Origin of the sequence: Pseudomonas xionganensis, assembly GCF_009763245.1 — a bacterium.
In the GTDB taxonomy this organism is placed as follows: domain Bacteria; phylum Pseudomonadota; class Gammaproteobacteria; order Pseudomonadales; family Pseudomonadaceae; genus Aquipseudomonas; species Aquipseudomonas xionganensis.
This window is the reverse complement of sequence record NZ_WKJZ01000001.1, coordinates 176944-199396: the sequence shown is the minus strand read 5'-3', so window position 1 is coordinate 199396 and position 22453 is coordinate 176944. Positions and strand designations below refer to the sequence as shown.

The window sequence follows — 22453 nt, the reverse complement described above, 5'->3', positions numbered from 1 at the left end:
CTATGACCTGCAGCAAACAGGAAGTCGTGTGGCACTTGCCCCCTTCCTGCACAACAACGGCAGCTGTCGGCTGCCTCAAGGTGATGTATGTCCAACCACAATGCGAACACTTTCACTGCCAAGCGCAAACCCGTTGTCCTGATGTCCATGGGCGCCCAGGAGCGCAAGGGCCACGCCTATCAGGTCATGACCCACAAATACATAACGCCCCTGGCTGAGATTTCCGGTTGCGTGCCGCTCCTGGCCCCCAGTTGCTGCGGCGTCGATGACCTGGAGCAGTACCTGTCCATGGTCGATGGCGTCTACCTGACCGGTGCCGGCAGCAATATCGACCCGATTCTCTATGGCCAGGACAACCTGACCCCGAACAAGGGCCAGGACAAGGATCGCGACCTGTTCGATATTCCGTTGATCCGTGCGGCGATCGAACGCGGTATCCCGCTGTTTGGTATCTGCCGTGGCATGCAGGAAATCAACGTGGCCCTGGGCGGCGATATCCACCAGAAAGCCTACGAGGTCCCTGGTTTCAACGACCATCGTGAAGACTCCAATGATCCGGTCGAGGTGCAGTACAGCGACACCCACAAGGTGCGTCCGGTTCCTGGCAGCTGGCTGGCCGAACTGATCGGCGAAGAAGAGTTTCCGGTCAACTCCCTGCACGGCCAGGCCATCGATCGCCTGGGTGAAGGCCTGGAGCCACTGGCCCATGCCGAAGACGGTCTGATCGAGGCCATCCATATGCCCGGCGCCAAGCAGTTTACCGCCGCAGTGCAATGGCATCCGGAGTGGCGTGCGACTGAAAATCCCTATTCGGTGAAGCTGTTCCAGGCCTTTGGCGAGGCCTGCCGCCAGTACGCGGCGCAACGCGATCAATAACAGCAACCGCTGAGCAAAACGCCCTGCACCGCAGGGCGTTTTGCTTTCTACTGCAGATGGCCAGGGCGATATTGCAGCGCTTCGGCCAGATGCTGGCGCTGGATATCCATGGCGCTGTCCAGATCGGCCAGGGTGCGTGCCACCTTGAGCACCCGATGGGCGGCGCGCAGGCTCAGGCCCAGACGTTCGCAGGCACTTTCCAGCCATTGCCGCTCGCTGTCCGGCAGGCCGCAGTGCTGCTGCACACCGTTCAGGTCGAGGTGGGCATTGGCGCAGCCCTGGCGCTGCAATTGGCGTTGCCGTGCGTGCTCGACCAGGCTCGCCGCCTCGGCGCTGCTCGGGCCTGGCGCAGCATCAGGCTGCAGGCGGGTGCTTTCCCGGGGGACATTGAGGTGCAGGTCGATGCGGTCGAGCAGCGGCCCGGACAGCTTGTTGCGATAGCGCTGGATCTGCTCAGGGGTGCAGCGGCAGCGCCCGGACGGGTCGCCCAGATGGCCGCAGGGGCAGGGATTCATCGCCGCCACCAGCTGGAAGCGAGCCGGGAAGCGTACCTTGTCCCTGGCCCGGGCGATGACGATTTGCCCACTCTCCAGGGGTTCGCGTAAGACTTCCAGCACCTTGCGATCGAATTCCGGCAGCTCATCGAGAAACAGCACGCCCTGGTGCGCCAGGGTGATTTCCCCCGGTTGTGGGCGACTGCCGCCACCCACCAGCGCCGGGCCGGAAGCACTGTGATGGGGCGTTCTAAAGGGGCGCTGGGGCCAGGCGCTGAGCGGGGTATGGCTGGCCACCGAATGAATGGCCGCCACTTCCAGGGCTTCCTGCTCATTCAGTGCGGGCAACAGGCCGGGCAGGCGGCTGGCCAGCAGGGTCTTGCCGGTGCCAGGAGGGCCGCTCAGCAGCAGATTGTGCGAGCCGGCGGCGGCTACCAGCAGGGCGCGTTTGGCCGCCAGTTGACCCTGTACCTCGGCCAGGTCCGGGTAGGGTTGCACCTGCCGCAGCAGGCCCCGGGCGGTATAGGGCGCCAGCGGCTGGCTGCCATTGAGGTGCGCGGCCAGTTGCAGCAGGTGCTCAACGGCGATCACCGTCAGGCCCGAGGCCAGGCTGGCTTCCTCGGCATTGGCCGCCGGCACCAACAAGGTGCGTCCGGCGGCGCGGACGGCCAGGGCGGCGGGCAGTACGCCCTGGACTGGGCGCACCGCGCCGGACAGGGCCAGTTCACCCAGGCATTCCAACTGCTCCAGCGCAGCAGCCGGCACCTGGCCGCTGGCGGCGAGGATACCCAGGGCAATCGCCAGATCAAAGCGTCCACCATCCTTGGGCAGGTCGGCGGGGGCCAGGTTTAGGGTGATACGCCGGGGCGGGAACTCGAACGCGCAGTTGAGGATGGCGCTGCGCACCCGGTCCTTGCTTTCCTTGACTGCAGTTTCCGGCAGGCCCACCAGGGTCAGGGACGGCAGGCCATTGGCCAGATGGGCTTCGACCGTGACGGCCGGGGCTTCGACCCCTACTTGAGCACGGCTATGGACGATGGCCAGGGACATGATCGCTCCTTGATCGGTCCCGCCGGGATTAGTCGGCGGGTGGGTTCTGCTTGGCTTCCAGTTCGGCCACCTTGGCTTCCAGGGCTTCGAGGCGGGCGCGGGTGCGGGCCAGGACTACCATCTGGCTGTCGAACTCTTCCCGGCTGACCAGATCGAGCTTGCTGAAGGCGCTCTGCAGCAGGACTTTGAACTGGGTTTCGAATTCGTTGCGCGGCAGCGGCGTATCGCCATTGAACAGGCGCGAAGCATGGGCGCCGAGGGCGTCGAGCAGGGCTTTAGGTGGCAGCATGACGGGTTTCCTGAATCATGGGGCGCCAGTGTAGCACGGGCCTGTGGCTGGGCTGGACGTCAGGGGTGGGGTGCTGTGCGCACGGTTTTTGCGCGTGCGGCCTGTCGTGCGTGCACTGTTTCTGTGCGTGACTTTGCCGGGAATTTCACCGAAAACCCGATCAATTTGCTTAATTCATTGAAATAAAAGCTTTTTCCAAGAATTGGCAAGCTTTCTGCTTTGTTCCCCGCGACGCATGCACCGATGCAGTTCCAATGCGTCAGACGAAGCGCAGCGGTGTTTCGTCGGGAGCGGTTGGTGGGTATCGGCAAGGCCAGGTACGGCCGGTTGATGCATTACAAAAGCCAGACACTGCGCTTAGACTTGGCACGGGTTCGTAATTCCTGGGGCAAGTCCACCTTACACGGGAGAGAGTTACATGAAGCTAGTCACTGCCATCATCAAGCCGTTCAAGCTGGACGACGTCCGCGAATCTCTGTCGGAGATCGGCGTGCAGGGCATCACCGTCACTGAAGTCAAAGGCTTCGGTCGGCAGAAAGGTCATACCGAGCTGTACCGCGGTGCCGAATACGTGGTCGATTTCTTGCCGAAAGTGAAGATCGACGTGGCCATTGCTGATGATCAGCTGGACGCCGTGATCGAGGCCATCACCAAGGCCGCCAACACCGGCAAGATCGGTGACGGCAAGATTTTTGTGGTCAACCTGGAACAGGCGATCCGCATCCGTACCGGCGAAACCGATACCGACGCGATCTAAACGCCCTTCGAACCCCACGCCCCAGGAGTTAAACCATGACTCTGCGATTTTTCGCAGGGCTAGGAGCCCTTTTGTCGCCGATTTCAGGCTTTGCCCTGGATTCGCTGGCAGAACCCGCAGGCAGTGTGTCCTTCACTGCCGCACTGTGCCTGACCCTCACCGGTCTCGTGCTCTTCCTAGTCATGGCTATGCCTGGTCGCGCTGAATTGAAGGTCAAGGCCCTGATTCCGGCTGATCAGAACAACGAGCGTGGCAATAACCTGTAAGACACGAAAGACGTCCGCCGCCAACACGGACGCCTAACCGAATAGCGCGAAACAGCGCAACGGCACGAGGTGAATCATGGATAACACAGCATTGACTGCATTGCAGTACGGGTTTGATACCTTCTACTTTCTGATTTGCGGCGCCCTGGTGATGTGGATGGCAGCGGGTTTTGCCATGCTCGAATCCGGCCTGGTGCGCGCCAAGAACACCACCGAGATCCTCACCAAGAACGTGGCGCTGTATGCCGTGGCTTGCGTGATGTACCTGCTGATCGGTTACCACATCATGTACTCCAGCCCTGAGGGCGGCATCCTGCCGAGTCTGGGTTTCCTGATTGGTGATGAAAACAGCGTCGAGTCGGTTCTGGCCGGCGGTGACGATGCGCCCTACTACTCGGCCCGTTCCGACTTCTTCTTCCAGGTGGTGTTTGCTGCGACCTGTATGTCGATCGTCTCCGGTGCCGTGGCCGAGCGCATGAAGCTGTGGGCCTTCCTGGCTTTCGCCGTGGTCATGACCGGTTTCATCTACCCGGTGCAGGGCTTCTGGAAGTGGGGCTCGGGCTTCCTCAACGAAGCTGGCTTCCTCGACTTCGCCGGTTCCGGCATCGTGCACATGGCCGGTGCTGCTGCTGCCTTGGCTGGCGTACTGCTGCTCGGTGCTCGTAAGGGCAAGTACGGTGCCAATGGCCAGGTCAATGCCATCCCCGGCTGCAACCTGCCGCTGGCAACCCTGGGTATGTTTATCCTGTGGATGGGCTGGTTCGGCTTCAACGGTGGCTCGCAGCTGAAGATGAGCACCATCGAAGACGCCAACGCCGTGGCCCAGGTGTTCGTCAATACCAACATGTCCGCTGCCGGTGGCCTGATCGCCGCCCTGATCGTGGCTCGCATCCTGTTCGGCAAGGCCGACCTGACCATGGCCCTGAACGGCGCCCTGGCTGGCCTGGTGGCCATCACCGCCGAGCCGCTGACCCCGAGCGCCCTGCAGGCCTCGCTGATCGGTGCCGTGGGTGGCGTGCTGGTGGTGTTCTCCATCCTCGCCCTGGACAAGATCAAGATCGACGACCCGGTCGGTGCCATCTCGGTACACGGTGTGGTGGGTGTCTGGGGTCTGCTGGCCGTGTGCCTGACCAATGGCGATGCCAGCCTGGGCGCTCAGCTGTTGGGTATCGGCGCGATCTTCGCCTGGGTCTTCGGCGCCAGCCTGCTGGTCTGGTTCGTGATCAAGCTGGTGATCGGCCTGCGCGTCAGCGAGGAAGAAGAGTACGAAGGTGTGGACCTGTCCGAATGCGGCATGGAAGCCTATCCGGAGTTCACCAAGAACTGATTGATTCAGTGTTAGACCAAGGGCGCCTGCGGGCGCCCTTTGTTTTTTTTGCAGGCGCGCTAGAATGCGCGCCGTAAAGCGTGTTTGGCCCTGGCGCGAGCCCGCGCCCAAAGCAAGACCCGTTGAATTTTTTCCGGCGACGTTAGAAAGCTGACGCAGCTGGGCTATAACTACTCTGCTTTTCGCAAGTCATGAGGTTGAACATGAGCGACGAAGATCTGGAACAGGACGAGCTGGAAGGTGTAGACGAGGACGACGGCGAAGAGCTGGCGGCCGCGGACGACGGTGACAGTGTCGATGACGATGGCGACGACGAGGTCGTCCCGGCCAGCAAGAGCAAGAAGGCCAAGGCTGCTGTCGAGGTCGAAGAACTGCCCAGCATCGAGGCCAAGCAGAAGGAGCGCGATGCCCTGGCCCGGGCCATGGAAGAGTTCCTCGCCCGTGGCGGCAAGGTGCAGGAAGTCGAAGCCAATGTGGTGGCCGACCCGCCCAAGAAGCCGGACAGCAAGTACGGCAGTCGTCCCATCTGATTGACTGCCCGAATCGCAAACCCGCAGGCCAAAAGCCTGCGGGTTTTTTATTGGTCGCTACGCCCAGCTATGCAGCAGTGCCGGCAATTCGGCCAGGCTGGCGATCTCGGCATGGGGGCGGTGGCTGGCGTCCCAGATCTTGCCCTGGGGATTGAACCAGATGGCGCGCAGGCCGGCGGCCTGCGCGCCGGCGATATCGTCGCTGGGGTGGTCGCCGATATGCACCGCATGCTCGGCGGCGATTCCGGCGCGTTTGAGGGCTTCTTCGAAAGGCTTGGGGTCGGGCTTGCCCACCCCCAGTTCCTCGGCGCACAGGGCGAATTGGAAGTAGTCGGCCAGGCCCAGGCGGCGCACGTCGGCATTGCCGTTGGTGATTACCCCGAGCTGATAGCGGTTGGCCAGGGCTTCCAGGGTCGGGTGCACCTCGGCGAACAGCTCGACCTGGTGGCGGGCGGCGAGAAACACCTGAAAACCGGCTTCGGCCAGGGCCCGGGCGTCCTGTTCGGGGTAGCCGGCCTCGCTCAGGGCGTGGAACAGGATGCGCCGGCGCAGCTCGCTGAGGCGGTGCCTGAGCATGGGGTCGGCTTGCAGCAGGCGGGCGCGGATGGCCCACAGGTGTTCCACCGGCACGGCCCCCAGGCGCGGGGCATGCAGGGCCAGCCAGTTGCGCAGCGCCGCTTCGGCGTCCTGCATCACCGGGGTGACATCCCACAGGGTGTCATCGAGGTCGAAGGTGATCAGCTGAATGCTCATTCTGTACTGCCTTTGCGTTTGGCCCGGGGGTGTGCCTGGTCGTAGACCTTGGCCAGGTGCTGGAAATCCAGGTGGGTGTAGACCTGGGTGGTGGCGATATCGGCATGCCCGAGCAGCTCCTGCACGGCGCGCAGGTCCTGGGAGGACTCCAGCATATGGCTGGCGAAGCTGTGGCGCAGCATATGCGGATGCAGGTGTTGACCCAGCTCGCGTACGCCGGCCTGGCGTACCCGCAGTTGCACTGCACGAGGGCCGAGGCGGCGGCCCTGCTGGCTGATAAACACCGCGCCATCGGCCGGCTTGGCCAGGGCGCGCAGCGGCAGCCAGTGTTCCAGGGCCTGGCGGGCCATGCGCCCCACCGGCAGTTCACGGGTCTTGTTGCCCTTGCCGATCACCCGCACCAGGCCGGCGGGCAGGTCCAGGCCGTCCAGATTCAGGCCGACCAGCTCCGACAGGCGCAGCCCGGAGGAATAGAACAGCTCCAGCATGGCCTGGTCGCGGCGGGCGATAAAGTCGTCTTCCAGGGCCCCATCGAGCAGTTGCGCGGCGCGGTCGGTGTCCAGGGTGCGGGGCAGGCGCCGTTCGCCCTTGGGCGGCATCAGGCCGCTGGCCGGGTCGCTCTCGCACAGGCCTTCGCGCAGCAGATAGCGGTACAGCCCACGGGTGGCCGAGAGCAGGCGCGCCAGGCTGCGGCTGGATTGGCCCTCCAGGTGCAGGCGGCCGAGCAGGCGGCGCAGGCGTGGGGTGTCCAGCTGGCGCCAGTCGCTCAGGCTCTCGCTGGTGCAGAAGGCCAGCAACTTGGCCAGATCCTGGCCGTAGCCGCTCAGGGTATGGGGTGACAGCTGGCGTTCGCTGCGCAGGTGTTCAAGGTAGGCGTCCAGTTGGTCTTGCATGGCAGCTCCCGGTGGGCGCGGCATCAGGTGCGGTAACGACCCTGGCGGATGAGCAACGCGTCATCCACCCTACGTCTGCCCGTGTTATGCGGCTATCTGACCGAACGCAGCGGCTGGGCAAAGCCCGGCACCACGCGGGCCAGCACTTCGGCGATATAGCCGAGGAAGAGGGTGCCGAGCGAACTCTTGTAATGCTGCGGGTCGGCGCTGCCGATGGCCAGCACGCCATGCAGGCCCTGGTGGCTGAGACTGACCACGGCGGCCGAGCCGACCTGGCTGCCCTGCTCGCCGAAGAGGAAACTCAGTTCGTGGTCGCGCAGTACGCCGCAGATGGTCTTGCCGCCGGCCAGCAGGCCGCCGATGGCCTGGTGCGCCTCGGCGCTGCTGACCGAGCGACCCACCGGCAGGGCGGCGTCGCTGAACAGGATCAGGCTGACAAAGGGCACCTGAAACTCGCGGCGCAGGCTGTCTTCCACGGCGCTGACCACTTCTTCCAGGCTGGCCGCATCGAGCAGGTCGAGCACCAGGCGGCGGGTCTTGTCGAACAGGCGGTCGTTGTCGCGGGCCACGTCCATCAGTTGCGACAGGCGGTGGCGCATCTCGATATTGCGTTCGCGCAGCAGCTTCACCTGGCGCTCGACCAGCGACACGGTGTCGCCACGCTGGTGCGGAATGCGCAGCTCGGGGATCAGCTCGTCGTGATCTATAAAGAACTCCGGATGCAGGCGCAGGTAAGCTGCGACCGTTTCCGAATCCAGTGGCTTGGGTGAATCCTGCTGGTCTGTCATAGGCGAACCTGTCCTTCGTACACCCGTACGGCGGGGCCGGTCATCATAACGGGCTGGCCGGGGCCTGCCCACTCGATGGAAAGGCGGCCGCCGGGCAGTTCGATCTGCAGCGGCGAATCCATCCAGCCCTGGCTGATTGCCGCCACTGCGGCGGCGCAGGCGCCAGTGCCACAGGCCTGGGTTTCCCCTGCGCCGCGTTCCCACACGCGCAGCTTGGCCTGCTTGCGGTCGATCACCTGGAGGAAGCCAATATTGGCTCGCTGCGGGAAGCGTGGGTGGTGTTCCAGCTTCGGCCCCAGCTCATGTACCGGCGCGCTGTCGACGTTATCCACGCGCAGCACCCCATGGGGGTTACCCATGGACACCGCGGCCAGTTCGACCTGCTGGCCGTCCACCTCGACCGGGTAGCTCAGGGCCTGCTGCTCGGCCTGGAACGGGATCTCTGCCGGGACCAGGCGCGGCGGGCCCATATTGACCCGTACCTGGCCGTCGGCGCGCACGTCCAGTTCGATAATGCCGCCCTTGGTTTCCACGCGGATCTGCTTCTTCACGGTCAGGCGCTTGTCCAGCACGAAGCGGGCAAAGCAGCGCGCGCCGTTGCCGCACTGTTCCACTTCCGAGCCGTCGGCATTGAAGATGCGGTAGCGAAAGTCCACGTCCGGATTGCTCGGTGGCTCGACGATCAGCAGCTGATCGAAGCCCACGCCGGTGTGGCGATCACCCCAGGCCTTGGCATTCTTCGGCTGGATATGGGCGTGCTGGCTGACCAGGTCGAGGACCATAAAGTCGTTGCCCAGGCCGTGCATCTTGGTAAAGCGCAATAGCATCGGTCTTACTCCGGCAGGCGGCTTTCGCCCGCAAAGAGTTCGCCGAGCGTCTCGCGGCGACGCACTTCGAAGGCCTGTTCACCATCCACCAGCACCTCGGCGGCGCGGCCACGGGTGTTGTAGTTGGAGCTCATGACAAAGCCATAGGCGCCGGCCGAACGCACGGCCAGCAGGTCGCCTTCGGCCAGCACCAGCTCGCGGTCCTTGGCCAGGAAGTCGCCGGTCTCGCAGATCGGCCCGACAATGTCGTAGTTACGGCTGCCGCCGGCGCGTGGCTGTACTGCCTGCACGTCCATCCAGGCCTGGTACAGGGCCGGGCGGATCAGATCGTTCATCGCCGCATCGACGATGGCGAAATCCTTGTGCTCGGTGTGCTTGAGGTACTCGACGCGGGTCAGCAGCACGCCGGCGTTGGCCACGATCGAACGGCCCGGTTCGAACACCAGGGCCAGATCGCGACCGGCAATACGCTCGCGTACCGCCTTGATGTAATCGCCGGCCAGTGGCGGCTGCTCGTCGCGGTACTGCACGCCGAGGCCACCGCCCAAATCCAGATGCTTGATGCGGATGCCGCGCGCGGCCAGGCGGTCGATCAGCACCAGCAGGCGATCAAGGGCATCGAGGAAGGGCGGTAGGGTGGTCAGCTGCGAGCCGATATGGCAGTCGACCCCGACGATCTGCAGATTGGGCAGCTCGGCGGCGCGGGCGTAAACGGCCTCGGCCTGCTCGATATCGATGCCGAACTTGTTTTCCTTGAGGCCGGTGGAAATGTACGGGTGGGTGCCGGCGTCCACGTCGGGGTTGACTCGCAGGGAAATGGCGGCGGTCTTGCCCAGCTCGGCGGCCACCAGCTGCAGGCGCTCCAGCTCTTCGGTGGACTCGACGTTGAAGCAGTGCACGCCCACTTCCAGGGCGCGGCGCATATCGTCGCGGCTCTTGCCGACACCGGAGAAGACGATCTTGCTCGCCTCCCCACCGGCGGCCAGCACGCGCTCCAGCTCGCCACGGGAGACGATGTCGAAACCGGCGCCCAGGCGCGCCAGGACATTCAGTACACCGATATTGGAGTTGGCCTTGACCGCGAAGCAGACCAGATGGGGCATGCCGGCCAGGGCATCGGCATAGGCGTGATACTGGGCTTCGATATGGGCGCGGGAGTAGACGTAGGTCGGCGTGCCGAAGCGTTGGGCGATGGCGGACAAGGCCACGCCTTCCGCGAAGAGTTCACCGTCGCGGTAGTTGAAGGCGTTCATAAACCGTCCTTATTCGCTCTGCTGGGTGTCTTCCGGAAGGTACAGCGGGCCTTTCTGGCCGCAGCCGGTGAGCAGGGTGGTGACGGCAACCAGCGCGATCAGGGCAGTGAAGAGGCGCTTCATGGGCAGATCCTTGTAAAAAGCATGATTGCGCCGGAGTATACCGGCCCCCCGGCGCCTTGCCTATGCGCTGGGGTTCCCGTCTGGCGGGGCTTTGCCTGTATCTTAGGGGCACTTTGCAGTGCCATCGCCACAGGTTTAAGGAGCGCGCATGGAACACCCCGCCCCCCTGGGCAGCTCGGTATCGGTTGCCTACCTGCAGGGATTGCTGGATTACCTCGGGCGCCAGGGCCTCGACAGCCAGGCCCTGCTGGCCAGGGTGCAGCTCAGCCCGCAGATTCTGGCCCAGCGCGATCAGCGTATCGCCGCCAGCGCCTACCTGGAGTTGCTCGGCCTGGGCGTAAAGCTGACCGGCGACGACTGCCTCGGCCTGCACCTGGGCGAGGCGGTGCGCCCCGGTTATTACGGCGTGCTCGGCTACCTGATCATGAGTTGCGCGACCCTGGCCGACGCCCTGCATCGCCAGGCCCGCTATGCTGCCCTGGTGGGTAACCTGGGTCGCGTCGACCTGGCCGACGAGCCGCCCCGGGCAGGTCTGGAGCCCCAGGTCGCGCACAGCTGGCAGCCGCTGCTGGCGCAGCAGCAGCGCCAGCTCAGCGAGGAAACCCTGGCGGCCTGGGTGACCTTCGGTCACTGGATCAGCGGTCTGGATATTCCGCCCACCGAGGTGCGTTTCCAGCACCCGGCGCCGGCCGATATCACCGAGCATCAGCGCATCTTTCGCTGCCCGGTGCTGTTCGGCCAGGCCGACAATGCCCTGGTGTTCCCCAGGCGTTTGCTGACCACGCCCCTGGGTCAGGCCGATGCCCAGGTGCGGCTGATGCTGGATGCCTATGCCGATCGCCTGCTGGTCGAGATCCAGCAGGGCCATAGCGTGCTGGACCGGGCGCGCCTGGAACTGGCCCGGCAGTTGCCGGAAGCCGGGGCGGATCTGCAGCAGATTGCCGCGCGCCTGGCCCTGAGTCCGCGTACCCTGCAGCGGCGTTTGCGCGAAGCCGGGTTATCCTTCAACCAGCTGGTGGACGAAACCCGCCAGCAACTGGTGCTGCATTACCTGCGTGACCCGGCCCTGGAACTGGCGGAGATCGCCTTTCTGGTCGGCTTCAGCGAGCCCGGCTCCCTGGCCCGTGCCTTTCGCCGCTGGACCGGGCAGAGCCCCGGCGAATACCGGCGCCATCTGACGTTATGAAAGCTACTGCGCTCGGTTATGCCGCGTTGCAAGCAGGCGCGGAAAGCCACTTGTGGCTAACGCGCTTCAGCGCGGCCCGTAGGGCGAGTGAAGCGAGTTTTGCTCATGTACAGACGTACACTCCGCTTCCTCGCCTACTTGCGCCTTGCCTAACCGTCGCTCGTCACGCTTTCATAGCGTCAGATATTCGAGACTTTTGTAGTCGCTGATTTTTTTTGAGGTAAGTCTGAATGAGTTTGAGTGAAGCGCGGTTCCACGATCTGGTCGATGCCACCCAGCAGGCGGTGGAAGACATCTTCGATGACAGCGATCTGGACCTGGATCTGGAAAACTCCGGCGGGGTGCTGACGGTGCGTTTTGAAAATGGCACTCAGCTGATCTTCAGCCGTCAGGAGCCGCTGCGTCAGCTGTGGCTGGCGGCGCGTTCCGGGGGCTTTCATTTCGATTACGACCAGGCCAGCGAGCGCTGGATCTGCGACAGCAGCGACGAGCAGCTGGGCGAGATGCTGGCGCGCATCACCCTGGAACAGTCGGGTGCCGATCTTGAATTCGACGAACTCTGAGTCGACCGACACGGTGGCTTCACCCTGTCGCCGCCAGTGCTGCCTGGACGAGCAGGATATCTGCCTGGGTTGCGGCCGCTCCCTTGCGGAGATACTGGCCTGGGGCAAGGCCGATGGTGCCGGCAAGCGGGCCATCTGCGCCGCCGCCCAGGCCCGTCAGGAGCGGCGTGGCAAAGCCTCATGACCCGGCGGTCTTGTTTATTTGAGTGGCTGTGTTAGGGTCGCTGTAACACCGGCAAAACCCCATCTTCGTGATGGGGTTTTGCTTTTTTCATCGGTGGCAAAAGCCTTGTTGGCTACCTACTGCTTAGGAGATATGCACGCACCATGACCAGCGCACCCTCGATCACCATCACCCGTCTCGACCTGCAGCGTCTTGAGCACCTGCTCGACAGCCTGGACGATCACGGCCCGGGCGCCATCGCCCTGCAGGCCGAACTGGATCGCGCCGAGGTGGTGGGGCACAACGAGGTGCCGGCCGGGGTGGTGACGATGAACTCGCGGGTGCATTGCCGCGAGGAGAGCAGCGGCAAGGACTACCACCTGACCCTGGTCTACCCCCAGGATGCCGGCGGTGAAGGCAAGGTGTCGATCCTCGCCCCGGTGGGCAGTGCCCTGCTGGGCCTGTCGGTGGGCCAGCATATCGACTGGCCGGCCCCCGGCGGCAAGCAGCTCAAGCTGACCCTGCTGGCGGTGGAATATCAGCCGGAAGCGGCGGGCGAGTACAGCCAGCCGGCCAACTGATCAGGCCTGCTGAAGGGCATGATTCAGCGCTTCTTCCAGTCGGCTCTTGTAGCGCAGGTAGTGCACCGTCTGCGCCTGACCCTCGCCCAGCACCGCGGACAGGTCCAGGTCGGTGATATAGCAGGGGTAGCGGCCACCGCCCGAGCGCTGGGCGAGGATATGCTCGGCCACGGCGGCGTAGAGGTCGCCGGCATATTCCAGCTCGGAAAATTCCCGATGGTTGCAGTACAGGGTGATATGGGCGCGCCGCCCGGCCACCGGCTCGACGATCACCTGCACGTCATAGAAGGGGTGGCTGATCGGTGCGCTGGGCGCCGGGCGTCGTTCCAGACGTTGCGCCCGTAGCGGCGCGTCGGGCTGCACCTGGTAATAGAGAATATCCAGACTCTGCGCGCTTTCCGGACTGTCCAGGGGCAGCAGGGCGTTGCGTCGGTACAGCACCGACTGCAGAAAGCGCTGCAGCGGCGTGAGCAGGCTCTGTTCGTCACGGAACGGTACCTGCTGGCGCCACAGACCGTTGTGTTCGTCCAGCACGCTGATTTCCGCCAGGGCGTTGTGCTCATGCAGGCGATAGAACACCTGGATGCAGTTGGGCTGGCCCATGGGCAGGATCAGCGCCAGATCCTCGCCCTCCAGGGCACTGCGATCCAGGCGCAGCTCGCTGTAGCGTGGCTGGTCCTGACCCAGGTGTTCGATCAGTGCCGGCAGATCCTTGAGCGCGTGATGGCGCACCCGCCCCGGCACCAGCTCCAGCAGGTGATAGTGCTGGCGGATGCGCAGCAGGTAGCGGTTGAGCTGGCCGGCCTGGAAGCTGCTCAGGGTTTCGCGAAAGAGTTCCTCGACCCGTTCGGCAATCGCCGTGGCGCGGTTACGGCAGAAGCAGCGTACCTGCAGCCGGGGCAGCTGACCGCCCGGCGGGAGGCTGTTGAGGAAGTCCTGCAGGCAGTCGAGCAGGGCATTGGGGCCGTCGTAGCGGCTGACCAGCAGTTCGTTCCAGCTGTTCAGGCTGACCTGATCGAGGGTCTGGATCAGGTTCTCGCGCACCCCGGAATAGCCCAGGGCGTCGACCCGTTCGGTGGTCATATGCACATTGAGCTGGCTGAACTGCTTGAGCGGGTCGAGCCCGACATTGACCAGCAGCAGGACTTCCCTGGGCGCGCTGGCGCGCTGCAGGGCGGTTTCGTCCACCGCAGGCAGGGGGGTGGGGATGACCTGCTGCAGGCTGGCCAGCAGATTGGTCAGTTCGAAGTCGTTGAGGTCGCTGGCGCCCGGGTGTAGCGACAGGCGCGTGCTGGCGTCGATCACGCCGTTGCGCTGGCACCAGGCGAGCAGCTCGATCAGTTCGCGGGCCCGCTTGAGTGGAGCGAAGTCTTCCAGATCCTGGGCGGCGATGGTGCCGTTGTACAGGGCCCACTGGTGTTCCTCGGGGGCCTCCGGGCTGGCCGTGCGGGCCAGGGTTAGGACATCTTCGGCCAGGTCCGGGGCGATGCCCGGGTTGATAAATTCCACCTTGCCGGCCTTGCGCTCGAAGGCGGCATACAGGCGCCGGCCCAGCACGCCGAGGTCGCGGCTGTTGAGCGAGGTGCCGGCCTGTTCGCTGCGGGCGAAGGCGGAGAGAAAGCGGTAGCTGTAGGTCAGCTCGTTGACCAGCATGCGCCGTTCGCTGCTGACCTGGCGCACCTTCCACTGGCTGCGGCTGTCGAGCATGGCCAGCTGGCGGGCATCCCAGTTCCAGTCACGGGTCAGGCGTTCCAGCAGCAGACGTTGCCAGCTCTTGCGGTTGTTGCGCGGCGGGCGGCTGAGTTTCTTGTCCACCTTGAGGTACAGGCAACGACGGATCAGCTCCAGGCGCTCATGCTCGCCGCGGGCCTTGAGGTATTCCTCCAGGCGCCGGTACACCACCACATAGGGGTCGAGCTCATCGACATCCAGCTGGTTGGCGAACACCGCCTGCTTGTAGCGCAGCGACAGGCAGTGAACCCTGGGGTGCTCGCTGGCGTAGACCTCGGTCAGCAGCAGCTTGAGCACCGACTTGTAGGGCGACTCGATGCCCTTGTACAGCTGCCACATGCCGGCGCCGATAAACTCCTCGGGCGGGATGCGCGCCAGATGGCCGAGGTCGAGCACGTCCTCGGCACGGATAAAGCGCTTGGCCAGCAGGGTGCTGGTGTAGTGCTCGTAGCGTTGTTCCTCGTAGACCGGCACCAGCCACCACAGCGGGGTGCGTCCGGCCAGCCAGATGGCGGTGCGATAGAACTCGTCGAGCAGCAGATAGTGCTGGGTGGTGCCGCAGTCGTCGGAGGTCAGACGGGCGTCCCGGGCGCCCTGGGTAAAGCGCTCGGGATCGATCAGGAAAAAGTGCGCCTCGGCGCCCAGGGTGGCGGCCCAGTTCTCCAGCAGGGTGCATTTCTTCTGCAGCTCGGCCAGCGCCTGGGCGCTGAGGTTGGCGGCATGGCACAGCCACATGTCCATGTCGCTCTGCTCGGCCTGGGCCACGGTGCCCAGGCTGCCCATCAGGAACAGACCATGCAGGGGCAGGGCCTGCTTGCCGCGGTAGGGCTTGTAGGCGAAGGAGCGGGTCAGGCGCTGCACCTCGGCGAGCAGTTCATCATCCGGCTCGAAGCCGCTCAGCCCGGCCGGGGTGGCACCCGAGACGTAGCCAGGCAGCAGCGGATGATTGACGTGCAGCAGCAGCGGCAGCAACTTCAGCACCAGCTGCTGGCGCGTGGACAGGGCCTGCATGGCGCGCTGCAGGCGCCCGCTGTTGACCTTGAGAAAACGCGCCCGCAATTGCGCCAGCACCTTGCGGTCGATGCCTTCGTCAATATCGGGGCGGATTTCCTGGGAGCGACTCATGACTGGGCTCTGTCGTCTGTTGCTCGCAAGCTTACGACAAGGTGGCCGCGCGGGTGGATCATCTTGCGCCGGTTTTTGCCCCGCCTGGTGCCGTATTTGCGCCGCCAGGCGGGATCAGCGCTTGTCTTCAGACGGCTTCGCCTACCTTGAGGATGGTCAGCAGGCCTTGCGCATGCTCGGCGGCATCGCGGCCCAGGCTGGTCAGGTAGCCACCATCGGCCAGGGTGATCAGGCCCTTGTCATGCAGGCGCTGGGTGGCGGCAATGGCGCTGGGGGCGGCGCTGTGGTGCACCTTGAGCCCCTCCTGGGTATTGCCCAGGTCAAACAGGGCGAGAATTTCCAGTTCGGCAATCAGCTCGGGGGAAAAGGCCATGGCGGCTCCTAGTTGTGCGGCGGGGATAGGGGCAGTGTAGTCGCTGCCCGGGGTTTGTCTCGCAGTGTGAGTCACCCGCCTGTTTGCCGGGGCCTATTCGCTCCCTTCGGGCAGCTGCGGCAGGGCGCGCAGACCGCGTTCGTAGCGGGCGGCGTCAAAGGGGCGGTCTTCACGCAGCATGCAGTCGATCTCGTCGGCCAGCACCAGGGCCATCATCTCCAGGCTGTCCTCGCGGGCATAGCCGACCAGGCTCAGCTTGTTCAGTACGGCCTGGACACAGGCCGGCTCGCCAGCGGCCAGCTGGTTTTCCACGGCCTGGATCAGGGTGGCTTCGGCAAAGTCTTCGTCGTCGTGTTCGCTCATGGTGCCTCGTCTGCTGCAGGGCTGGGTGTGGGCTGGTAATAGCGCTCGGTCAGGCTCTTGCCATGGCGCCGGCCGAGCAGCCGGCGCAGGGTGCCGTCGGCAAGCATGGCGCGGATATGCAGGCTTAGCCAGTCGATGCTGGGCTGGTCCAGGGTCAGGCGCGAGAGGTACAGGCCGACGCTGAAGGCATCCGACTCCGGCACCTGGATAATGCGCAGCTGCTCGCCCAAGGCCAGGTCGTCCAGTTCCTTCTGGTAGATGCCGGCGGTCATTATCGTGGCCTGGATACGCCCGGCCTGCAGCTGGCGGAACAGCATCTGCGCCGTGTTGGCCAGCTGGATGCGCTGCTGGGCCTGCAGCGGGGCCAGGCGCTGGTCGAAATAGGGGCCGTTGGAGTGACCGCGGATCAGGCCGATGGTGATGCGCGGGTCGGCCAGCAACTGTTCCAGGCTGTCGATGTGGGCGCCGTGGCGGCGGTCGAGCAGGATATCGTTGCGGTTCTTGAAGTATTCGATAAACACGCCCTGGCGGTCGCGCTCGGCGGTGCGGATGGTGGGCGAGACGATGTCCAGTTGCTGCATGCCGGCGTCATGCCAGGCGCGCATGCGTGGCAGCGGCCAGAGCTGGAAGGTGCAGCCGCTGCGGCGCCCAAGCTCTTCGTAGAAATCGAAGGAGGAGCCGGCCGGTGTGCCGTCATCCAGCAGGTAGTAGCTGTAGCCGATCTGCGAGATGCCCACGCGGTAGGCATGGGAGCAGTTGCGGTCGGCCCAGGCAAGGCTGCTGAACAGCAGGCAGAACAGAAGCACAATGGCGGGCATGGCGACTCTTGCTTGGGTGCCGGGCAGCGGGCCGGTGGCATGGACCGGCCCTGATCTGCGCAGCGGGTTAGCGGCTGGCCAGCAGCTCGCGGCCACGCGCCACGGCGGCGCGCACCTGGTTCGGCGCGGTGCCGCCGATATGGTCGCGGGCATTCACCGAGCCTTCCAGGGTCAGTACGGCGAACACGTCCTGCTCGATCTGATCGCTGAACTGGCGCAGCTCGTCCAGGCTCATCTCGGCCAGATCCTTGCCGCTGTCCACGCCGTACTTCACTGCGTGGCCGACGATCTCGTGGCAATCACGGAACGGCAGGCCCTTGCGCACCAGATAGTCGGCGAGATCCGTGGCGGTGGAGAAGCCGCGCAGCGCCGCCTCGCGCATGATTTCGCGCTTGGGTTTGATCGCCGGCACCATGTCGGCAAACGCCCGCAGCGAATCGCGCAGGGTGTCGGCGGCGTCGAACAGCGGCTCCTTGTCTTCCTGGTTGTCCTTGTTGTAGGCCAGCGGCTGGCCCTTCATCAGGGTCAGCAGGCCAGTCAGGGCGCCGAATACCCGGCCGGTCTTGCCACGTACCAGCTCGGGCACATCGGGGTTCTTCTTCTGCGGCATGATCGAGCTGCCGGTGCAGAAGCGATCCGGCAGGTCGATAAACTGGAACTGGGCGCTGGTCCACAGCACCAGCTCTTCGGAGAAGCGCGACAGGTGCATCATCGCCAGCGAGGCGGCGGCGCAGAATTCGATGGCGAAGTCGCGATCCGAAACACCGTCCAGGGAGTTGCCGCCCACGGCATCGAAGCCCAGCAGCTCGGCAGTGATTTCGCGCTGGATCGGGTAGGTGGTGCCGGCCAGGGCCGCCGAGCCCAGGGGCATGCGGTTGGTGCGCTTGCGGCAATCCACCAGGCGCTCGTAGTCGCGGCTGAGCATCTCGAACCAGGCCAGCAGGTGGTGGCCAAAGGTCACCGGCTGGGCGGTCTGCAGATGGGTGAAGCCCGGCATGATGGTGTCCGCCTCGGCTTCCGCCAGGCCCAGCAGGCCCTGCTGCAGGCGGGTGATCTCGGCCAGGATCAGATCGATCTCGTCGCGCAGCCACAGGCGGATGTCGGTGGCCACCTGGTCGTTGCGGCTGCGGCCGGTGTGCAGCTTCTTGCCGGTGACGCCGATGCGGTCGGTCAGGCGCGCCTCGATGTTCATGTGCACATCTTCCAGGTCGACGCGCCAGTCGAACTGACCGGCTTCGATCTCGCCCTGGATCTGCGAGAGGCCCTCGATGATGGCATCGCGCTCGTCGCCTGTGAGCACGCCGACCTTGGCCAGCATGGTGGCATGGGCGATGGAGCCCATGATGTCGTGGCGATACAGGCGCTTGTCGAATTCCACCGAGGCGGTAAAGCGGGCGACAAAGGCATCGACAGGTTCGCTGAAGCGGCCGCCCCAGGATTGGTTGGTTTTTTCAGTGCTCATGGGCTTCACTCGGCTGGTGCGCAAAAACGGGCTGGCACAGCGGCCAGCAAGACGGAAAAGTGTGCGGATAATAACAGGCTGCACGGCAAAGTCGCCGCGTCGCTTTGTCGGGGGGCGACTGCTGCCTAGATCACATTTCTGCTGCCCTGGCTGCATTTCGCTGCTTATTTTTGCCCGCCTGCAGGTCATCGGCTTGCGGCCGCGGCGGGCCCCACGGACACTGCATGGATGAAAACAAGAAAATCCCCCGCCGCTGTAGACCCGGTCACCGCTGTCGACGATTTCTTCGTCCCCGAACTGTGCGAGCCCGAGGCTCTGCTCAGCATGGTCTTGCTGGCCGAATTGCTGGTGCTGGTGCTGGTGCTGGCCGAGCCCATGCTGAGCGGTTTCGACTGGGTGCGCCTGGCCCTGACCTCGCTGTTTGTGCAGTGGATCGTGCTGCTCTCAGCCGCGCTGCTGTGTCGCCTGCGCCCCTTGCTGGCGCGCCTGCCGGCGGCCCTGGCCGGAACCATCTGCAGCACCGTGGTGGTGGGGCTGACCCTGGCCTGTACCGTGGTGGCCGAGTACTACCAGCTGGGCGGGCCGTTGCCGCGTGCCGGGGAGATGAACCTGTACCTGCGCCATGCCCTGATCAGCCTGATCATGTCGGCCCTGTTGCTGCGCTATTTCTACCTGCAGAGCCAGTGGCGGCGGCAGGAGCAGGCCGAGCTGCGCGCCCGTATCGAATCCTTGCAGGCGCGCATCCGTCCGCATTTCCTGTTCAACAGCCTGAACAGCATCGCCAGCCTGGTGGTGGTCGATCCGGCCAAGGCCGAGCAGGCGGTGCTGGATCTGTCCGACCTGTTCCGCGCCAGCCTGGCCAAGCCCGGCAGCCTGGTGCCCTGGCGCGAGGAGCTGGAGCTGGCACAACGATATTTGTCGATTGAGCGCTATCGGCTCGGCGAGCGGCTACAGTTGCAGTGGGAGGTTGTCGATGTGCCGGACGATCTGCCGATTCCGCAACTGACGCTGCAACCCCTGCTGGAAAACGCCCTGATCTACGGCATTGCGCCGCGCATCGAAGGGGGGCTGGTCAGGGTCGAGGCGCGTTATGACAAGGGGGTGTTCCATTTGTGCGTGAGTAATCCTTATGACCCACCTGCTGAGCCGCCGTCTTCCGGCGGTACCCATCAGGCGCTGAACAATATCGATGCGCGCTTGGTGGCACTTTTCGGCGCGCGGGCCAGTCTCAGCGTAGAGCGCCGTGACGGTCGCCACTTCACCTGTCTAAGCTATCCTTGTGCCAGACCCATGCAGGAAGCCAGCGCAATATGAATGTCCTGATTGTCGATGACGAACCCCTGGCCCGCGAGCGCCTCAGCCGTATGGTGGGTGAGCTCGATGGCTATCGAGTCCTGGAGCCGGCAGCCAGCAATGGCGAAGAGGCCCTGAGCCTGATCGAGAGCCTGAAACCGGATGTGGTGCTGCTGGATATCCGCATGCCCGGCCTGGATGGCCTGCAGGTGGCGGCCAAGCTGTGTGAGCGTGAGGCGCCGCCGGCAGTGATCTTCTGCACCGCCCATGATGAATTCGCCCTGGAGGCCTTCAAGGTCAGTGCCGTGGGTTATCTGGTCAAACCGGTGCGCACCGAGAACCTCAGCGAAGCGTTAAAGAAGGCCGAGCGTCCCAATCGGGTCCAGCTGGCCGCCCTGACCCGGCCTGCCGGCGACAGTGGCGGTGGCCCGCGCAGCCATATCAGTGCCCGCACGCGCAAGGGTATCGAGCTGATTCCGCTGGATCAGGTGATCTACTTTATCGCCGATCACAAGTACGTGACCCTGCGTCACAGCGGCGGCGAAGTGCTGCTGGATGAACCGCTGAAAGCCCTGGAAGACGAGTTCGGCGATCGTTTCGTGCGCATCCACCGCAACGCCCTGGTGGCCCGCGAGCGTATCGAGCGTCTGCAGCGCACGCCGCTGGGGCACTTCCAGCTGTACCTCAAGGGCATGGACGAGGAAGCCCTGATCGTCAGCCGCCGGCATGTGGCCGGGGTGCGCAGGCTGATGCAGAACCTCTGACGGCTTGTCCTGTGGCCTGGTTCAGCGCCGGGCTACAGACCGGCCAGCCTGTTATTATCCCCGGCAGTTCGTCTTCTGGAATTGCCCATGTCCCGCGAAATCCGTATCGCCACCCGTAAAAGCGCCCTGGCCCTGTGGCAGGCCGAACACGTCAAAGCCCGCCTGGAGCAGGCCCACCCTGGCCTCAAGGTCAGCCTGGTGCCCATGGTCAGTCGCGGCGACAAGCTGCTCGACGCGCCGCTGGCGAAGATCGGTGGCAAGGGCCTGTTCGTCAAGGAACTGGAAACCGCCCTGCTCGAAGGCGAGGCCGATATCGCCGTGCACTCGATGAAGGATGTGCCCATGGACTTCCCCGAAGGCCTGGGCCTGTACTGCATCTGCGAGCGCGAAGACCCGCGCGATGCCTTTGTTTCCAACACCTATGCGAGCCTCGATGAGCTGCCCGCAGGCGCGGTGGTCGGTACCTCCAGCCTGCGCCGCCAGGCCCAGCTGCTGGCGCGTCGGCCCGACCTGAAGATCCAGTTCCTGCGCGGCAACGTCAACACCCGCCTGGCCAAGCTGGATGCCGGCGACTACGACGCCATCATCCTCGCCGCCGCCGGCCTGATCCGCCTGGGTTTCGAGGCGCGCATCCGCAGCTCGATCAGTGCCGAGGACAGCCTGCCAGCCGGCGGCCAGGGCGCGGTGGGCATCGAATGCCGCAGCGCCGACAGCGAAATTCATGCCCTGCTGGCGCCCCTGCACCATCACGACACGGCACAGCGGGTGATCGCCGAGCGGGCGCTGAACAAGCACCTCAATGGCGGCTGTCAGGTGCCGATCGCCTGTTACGCCCTGCTCGAAGGCGAGCAGCTGTGGCTGCGCGGCCTGGTCGGCCAGCCCGATGGCAGCCAGCTGCTGCGCGCCGAACAACGTGCCCCGGTGGCCCAGGCCGAAGCCCTCGGCGTGGCGGTGGCCGAGGCGCTGCTGGCCCAGGGCGCGGCCGCCATATTGCAGGCGGTGTATGGCGAGGCGGCTGCCGAGTGACAGCCTGGCGCCTGCTGCTGACGCGCCCCGCCGACGAGTGTGTGGCGCTGGCCCGGCAGTTGGCCGAGCAGGGTATTGCCAGTAGCTGCCTGCCGCTGTTGGCCATCGAAGCCCTGGCCGAGAGCGCCGAGCAGCAGGCCCTGGTGCAGCAGCTGCAGCGCTATTGCGCAGTCATCGTGGTGAGCAAACCAGCGGCGCGCCTGGGTCTGGCCCGGATCGCGCGAGACTGGCCGCAGCTGCCGGCCACGCTGCACTGGTTTAGTGTCGGTACAGCCACTGCACAGATCCTCCGTGAGCATGGTCTGAGCGTGCACTGCCCGGCGCAGGGGGATGACAGCGAAGCCCTGCTGGCCCTGCCGCAATTGCAGCAATGCCTGGCTGCCGCGCCCAGTCCCAGGGTGCTGATCCTGCGTGCTGACAGTGGCCGAGAATTACTCGCCGAGCGCTTGCGCGGCCAAGGTGTGCAGGTTGATTACCTGCCACTGTATCGCCGCCGGCTGCCGGATTACCCGGCGGGCACCCTGGTCGAACGGGTTCGAGCTGAACGCCTGAACGGTCTGGTGGTCAGCAGTGGACAGGGCCTGGCCCATTTGCAGCAACTGGCAGGCATGGACTGGCCGGCCCTGGCCCGTCTACCCTTGTTTGTACCCAGCCCGCGGGTGGCCGAGATGGCCCGAGCCGCAGGCGCGCACTCTGTTGTGGACTGTCGCGGCGCCAGCGCCGCGGCCTTGTTGGCGGCGTTGCAGATGCAGGCTGCCCCCGACCTCTGACGCAAAGGA

At 64.9% G+C, this 22453-nt stretch carries 26 protein-coding genes; 13 read left to right on the top strand and 13 right to left on the bottom strand.

Translation table 11 applies throughout. The annotated features are described in order from the left end of the window. The first annotated feature begins 87 nt into the window (after positions 1-87). Positions 88-876, top strand: coding sequence for a gamma-glutamyl-gamma-aminobutyrate hydrolase family protein (locus tag GJV18_RS00920; protein WP_160342848.1), 789 nt, complete (start codon positions 88-90; stop codon positions 874-876). 47 nt (positions 877-923) lie between these two features. On the opposite strand, the gene GJV18_RS00915 is transcribed toward GJV18_RS00920, so the two are convergent. Further along, positions 924-2420 carry a YifB family Mg chelatase-like AAA ATPase gene (locus GJV18_RS00915; RefSeq protein ID WP_160342847.1) on the bottom strand — a complete coding sequence of 499 codons (1497 nt, stop codon included), beginning with the start codon at positions 2418-2420 and terminating at the stop codon, positions 924-926. A 28-nt stretch (positions 2421-2448) separates the two neighbouring features. After that, positions 2449-2709: an accessory factor UbiK family protein gene (locus GJV18_RS00910; RefSeq protein ID WP_160342846.1), complete on the bottom strand. Its 261-nt coding sequence runs from the start codon at positions 2707-2709 to the stop codon at positions 2449-2451. 418 nt (positions 2710-3127) lie between these two features. Between GJV18_RS00910 and glnK the strand changes: the two genes are divergently transcribed. The 4 genes from glnK (at position 3128) to sutA (ending at position 5589) form a co-directional block, all read left to right on the top strand. Continuing rightward, entirely contained in the window at positions 3128-3466 is a 339-nt protein-coding gene (glnK, locus tag GJV18_RS00905) for a P-II family nitrogen regulator (RefSeq protein ID WP_160342845.1), read from the top strand. 35 nt (positions 3467-3501) lie between these two features. After that, positions 3502-3732: a hypothetical protein gene (locus tag GJV18_RS00900; protein ID WP_160342844.1), complete on the top strand. Its 231-nt coding sequence runs from the start codon at positions 3502-3504 to the stop codon at positions 3730-3732. Between the two features lie 76 nt (positions 3733-3808). After that, positions 3809-5059, top strand: a complete 1251-nt coding sequence (locus GJV18_RS00895) for an ammonium transporter (protein WP_160342843.1) — start codon at positions 3809-3811, stop codon at positions 5057-5059. A gap of 203 nt (positions 5060-5262) precedes the next feature. Beyond that, positions 5263-5589, top strand: a complete 327-nt coding sequence (sutA, locus tag GJV18_RS00890) for a transcriptional regulator SutA (protein ID WP_160342842.1) — start codon at positions 5263-5265, stop codon at positions 5587-5589. A gap of 57 nt (positions 5590-5646) precedes the next feature. Here sutA and GJV18_RS00885 read toward each other — a convergent pair whose 3' ends face one another. The 6 genes from GJV18_RS00885 to lptM all read right to left on the bottom strand — a co-directional run bounded on the left by GJV18_RS00885 (position 5647) and on the right by lptM (position 10226). After that, positions 5647-6342 (bottom strand): HAD family hydrolase, encoded by a 696-nt coding sequence (locus tag GJV18_RS00885; RefSeq protein WP_160342841.1) that lies wholly within the window; start codon positions 6340-6342, stop codon positions 5647-5649. Then, entirely contained in the window at positions 6339-7235 is an 897-nt protein-coding gene (gene xerC, locus GJV18_RS00880; RefSeq protein ID WP_160342840.1) for a tyrosine recombinase XerC, read from the bottom strand. The genes GJV18_RS00885 and xerC overlap by 4 nt, the downstream gene beginning before the upstream one ends. Before the next feature lie 92 nt (positions 7236-7327). After that, positions 7328-8023 (bottom strand): DUF484 family protein, encoded by a 696-nt coding sequence (locus tag GJV18_RS00875; RefSeq protein ID WP_160342839.1) that lies wholly within the window; start codon positions 8021-8023, stop codon positions 7328-7330. Continuing rightward, positions 8020-8850 carry a diaminopimelate epimerase gene (dapF, locus tag GJV18_RS00870; protein ID WP_160342838.1) on the bottom strand — a complete coding sequence of 277 codons (831 nt, stop codon included), beginning with the start codon at positions 8848-8850 and terminating at the stop codon, positions 8020-8022. Before dapF ends, GJV18_RS00875 begins: the two co-directional genes overlap by 4 nt. A gap of 5 nt (positions 8851-8855) precedes the next feature. Next, positions 8856-10103 carry a diaminopimelate decarboxylase gene (lysA, locus tag GJV18_RS00865; protein WP_160342837.1) on the bottom strand — a complete coding sequence of 416 codons (1248 nt, stop codon included), beginning with the start codon at positions 10101-10103 and terminating at the stop codon, positions 8856-8858. 9 nt (positions 10104-10112) lie between these two features. Beyond that, positions 10113-10226 carry an LPS translocon maturation chaperone LptM gene (gene lptM, locus GJV18_RS00860; protein ID WP_160342836.1) on the bottom strand — a complete coding sequence of 38 codons (114 nt, stop codon included), beginning with the start codon at positions 10224-10226 and terminating at the stop codon, positions 10113-10115. Positions 10227-10374: 148 nt separating this feature from the next. Between lptM and GJV18_RS00855 the strand changes: the two genes are divergently transcribed. The 4 genes from GJV18_RS00855 to rnk all read left to right on the top strand — a co-directional run bounded on the left by GJV18_RS00855 (position 10375) and on the right by rnk (position 12719). Next, positions 10375-11412, top strand: coding sequence for an AraC family transcriptional regulator (locus GJV18_RS00855; protein ID WP_160342835.1), 1038 nt, complete (start codon positions 10375-10377; stop codon positions 11410-11412). A 230-nt stretch (positions 11413-11642) separates the two neighbouring features. Then, complete coding sequence (gene cyaY, locus GJV18_RS00850) at positions 11643-11975, top strand: iron donor protein CyaY (RefSeq protein ID WP_160342834.1); 333 nt, start codon at positions 11643-11645, stop codon at positions 11973-11975. Between the two features lie 13 nt (positions 11976-11988). Beyond that, positions 11989-12159, top strand: coding sequence for a DUF1289 domain-containing protein (locus tag GJV18_RS00845; RefSeq protein WP_160342833.1), 171 nt, complete (start codon positions 11989-11991; stop codon positions 12157-12159). Positions 12160-12302: 143 nt separating this feature from the next. Then, positions 12303-12719 (top strand): nucleoside diphosphate kinase regulator, encoded by a 417-nt coding sequence (gene rnk, locus GJV18_RS00840; RefSeq protein WP_160342832.1) that lies wholly within the window; start codon positions 12303-12305, stop codon positions 12717-12719. On the opposite strand, the gene GJV18_RS00835 is transcribed toward rnk, so the two are convergent. The 5 genes from GJV18_RS00835 to argH all read right to left on the bottom strand — a co-directional run bounded on the left by GJV18_RS00835 (position 12720) and on the right by argH (position 18591). Beyond that, positions 12720-15575, bottom strand: a complete 2856-nt coding sequence (locus GJV18_RS00835) for a class I adenylate cyclase (RefSeq protein WP_160342831.1) — start codon at positions 15573-15575, stop codon at positions 12720-12722. A 127-nt stretch (positions 15576-15702) separates the two neighbouring features. After that, entirely contained in the window at positions 15703-15948 is a 246-nt protein-coding gene (locus GJV18_RS00830; RefSeq protein ID WP_160342830.1) for a TIGR02647 family protein, read from the bottom strand. 93 nt (positions 15949-16041) lie between these two features. Continuing rightward, complete coding sequence (locus tag GJV18_RS00825; RefSeq protein ID WP_160342829.1) at positions 16042-16311, bottom strand: hypothetical protein; 270 nt, start codon at positions 16309-16311, stop codon at positions 16042-16044. Next, complete coding sequence (locus tag GJV18_RS00820; protein ID WP_160342828.1) at positions 16308-17129, bottom strand: substrate-binding periplasmic protein; 822 nt, start codon at positions 17127-17129, stop codon at positions 16308-16310. The genes GJV18_RS00825 and GJV18_RS00820 overlap by 4 nt, the downstream gene beginning before the upstream one ends. 67 nt (positions 17130-17196) lie before the next feature. Next, the gene (gene argH / locus GJV18_RS00815; RefSeq protein ID WP_160342827.1) at positions 17197-18591 is read right to left on the bottom strand and encodes an argininosuccinate lyase; all 1395 of its coding nucleotides are present in this window, start codon (positions 18589-18591) and stop codon (positions 17197-17199) included. A gap of 228 nt (positions 18592-18819) precedes the next feature. Between argH and GJV18_RS00810 the strand changes: the two genes are divergently transcribed. From GJV18_RS00810 to GJV18_RS00795, 4 genes are all read left to right on the top strand, one after another. Continuing rightward, a complete protein-coding gene (locus GJV18_RS00810) occupies positions 18820-19905 on the top strand; it encodes a sensor histidine kinase (protein WP_160342826.1) in 1086 nt (361 codons plus the stop codon). Further along, on the top strand, positions 19902-20648 hold the full coding sequence (locus GJV18_RS00805) for a LytR/AlgR family response regulator transcription factor (protein ID WP_160342825.1): 747 nt from the start codon (positions 19902-19904) through the stop codon (positions 20646-20648). Before GJV18_RS00810 ends, GJV18_RS00805 begins: the two co-directional genes overlap by 4 nt. Before the next feature lie 87 nt (positions 20649-20735). Next, positions 20736-21674, top strand: coding sequence for a hydroxymethylbilane synthase (gene hemC, locus GJV18_RS00800; RefSeq protein WP_160342824.1), 939 nt, complete (start codon positions 20736-20738; stop codon positions 21672-21674). Next, entirely contained in the window at positions 21671-22444 is a 774-nt protein-coding gene (locus GJV18_RS00795) for a uroporphyrinogen-III synthase (protein ID WP_160342823.1), read from the top strand. Before hemC ends, GJV18_RS00795 begins: the two co-directional genes overlap by 4 nt. Positions 22445-22453 lie beyond the last annotated feature (9 nt).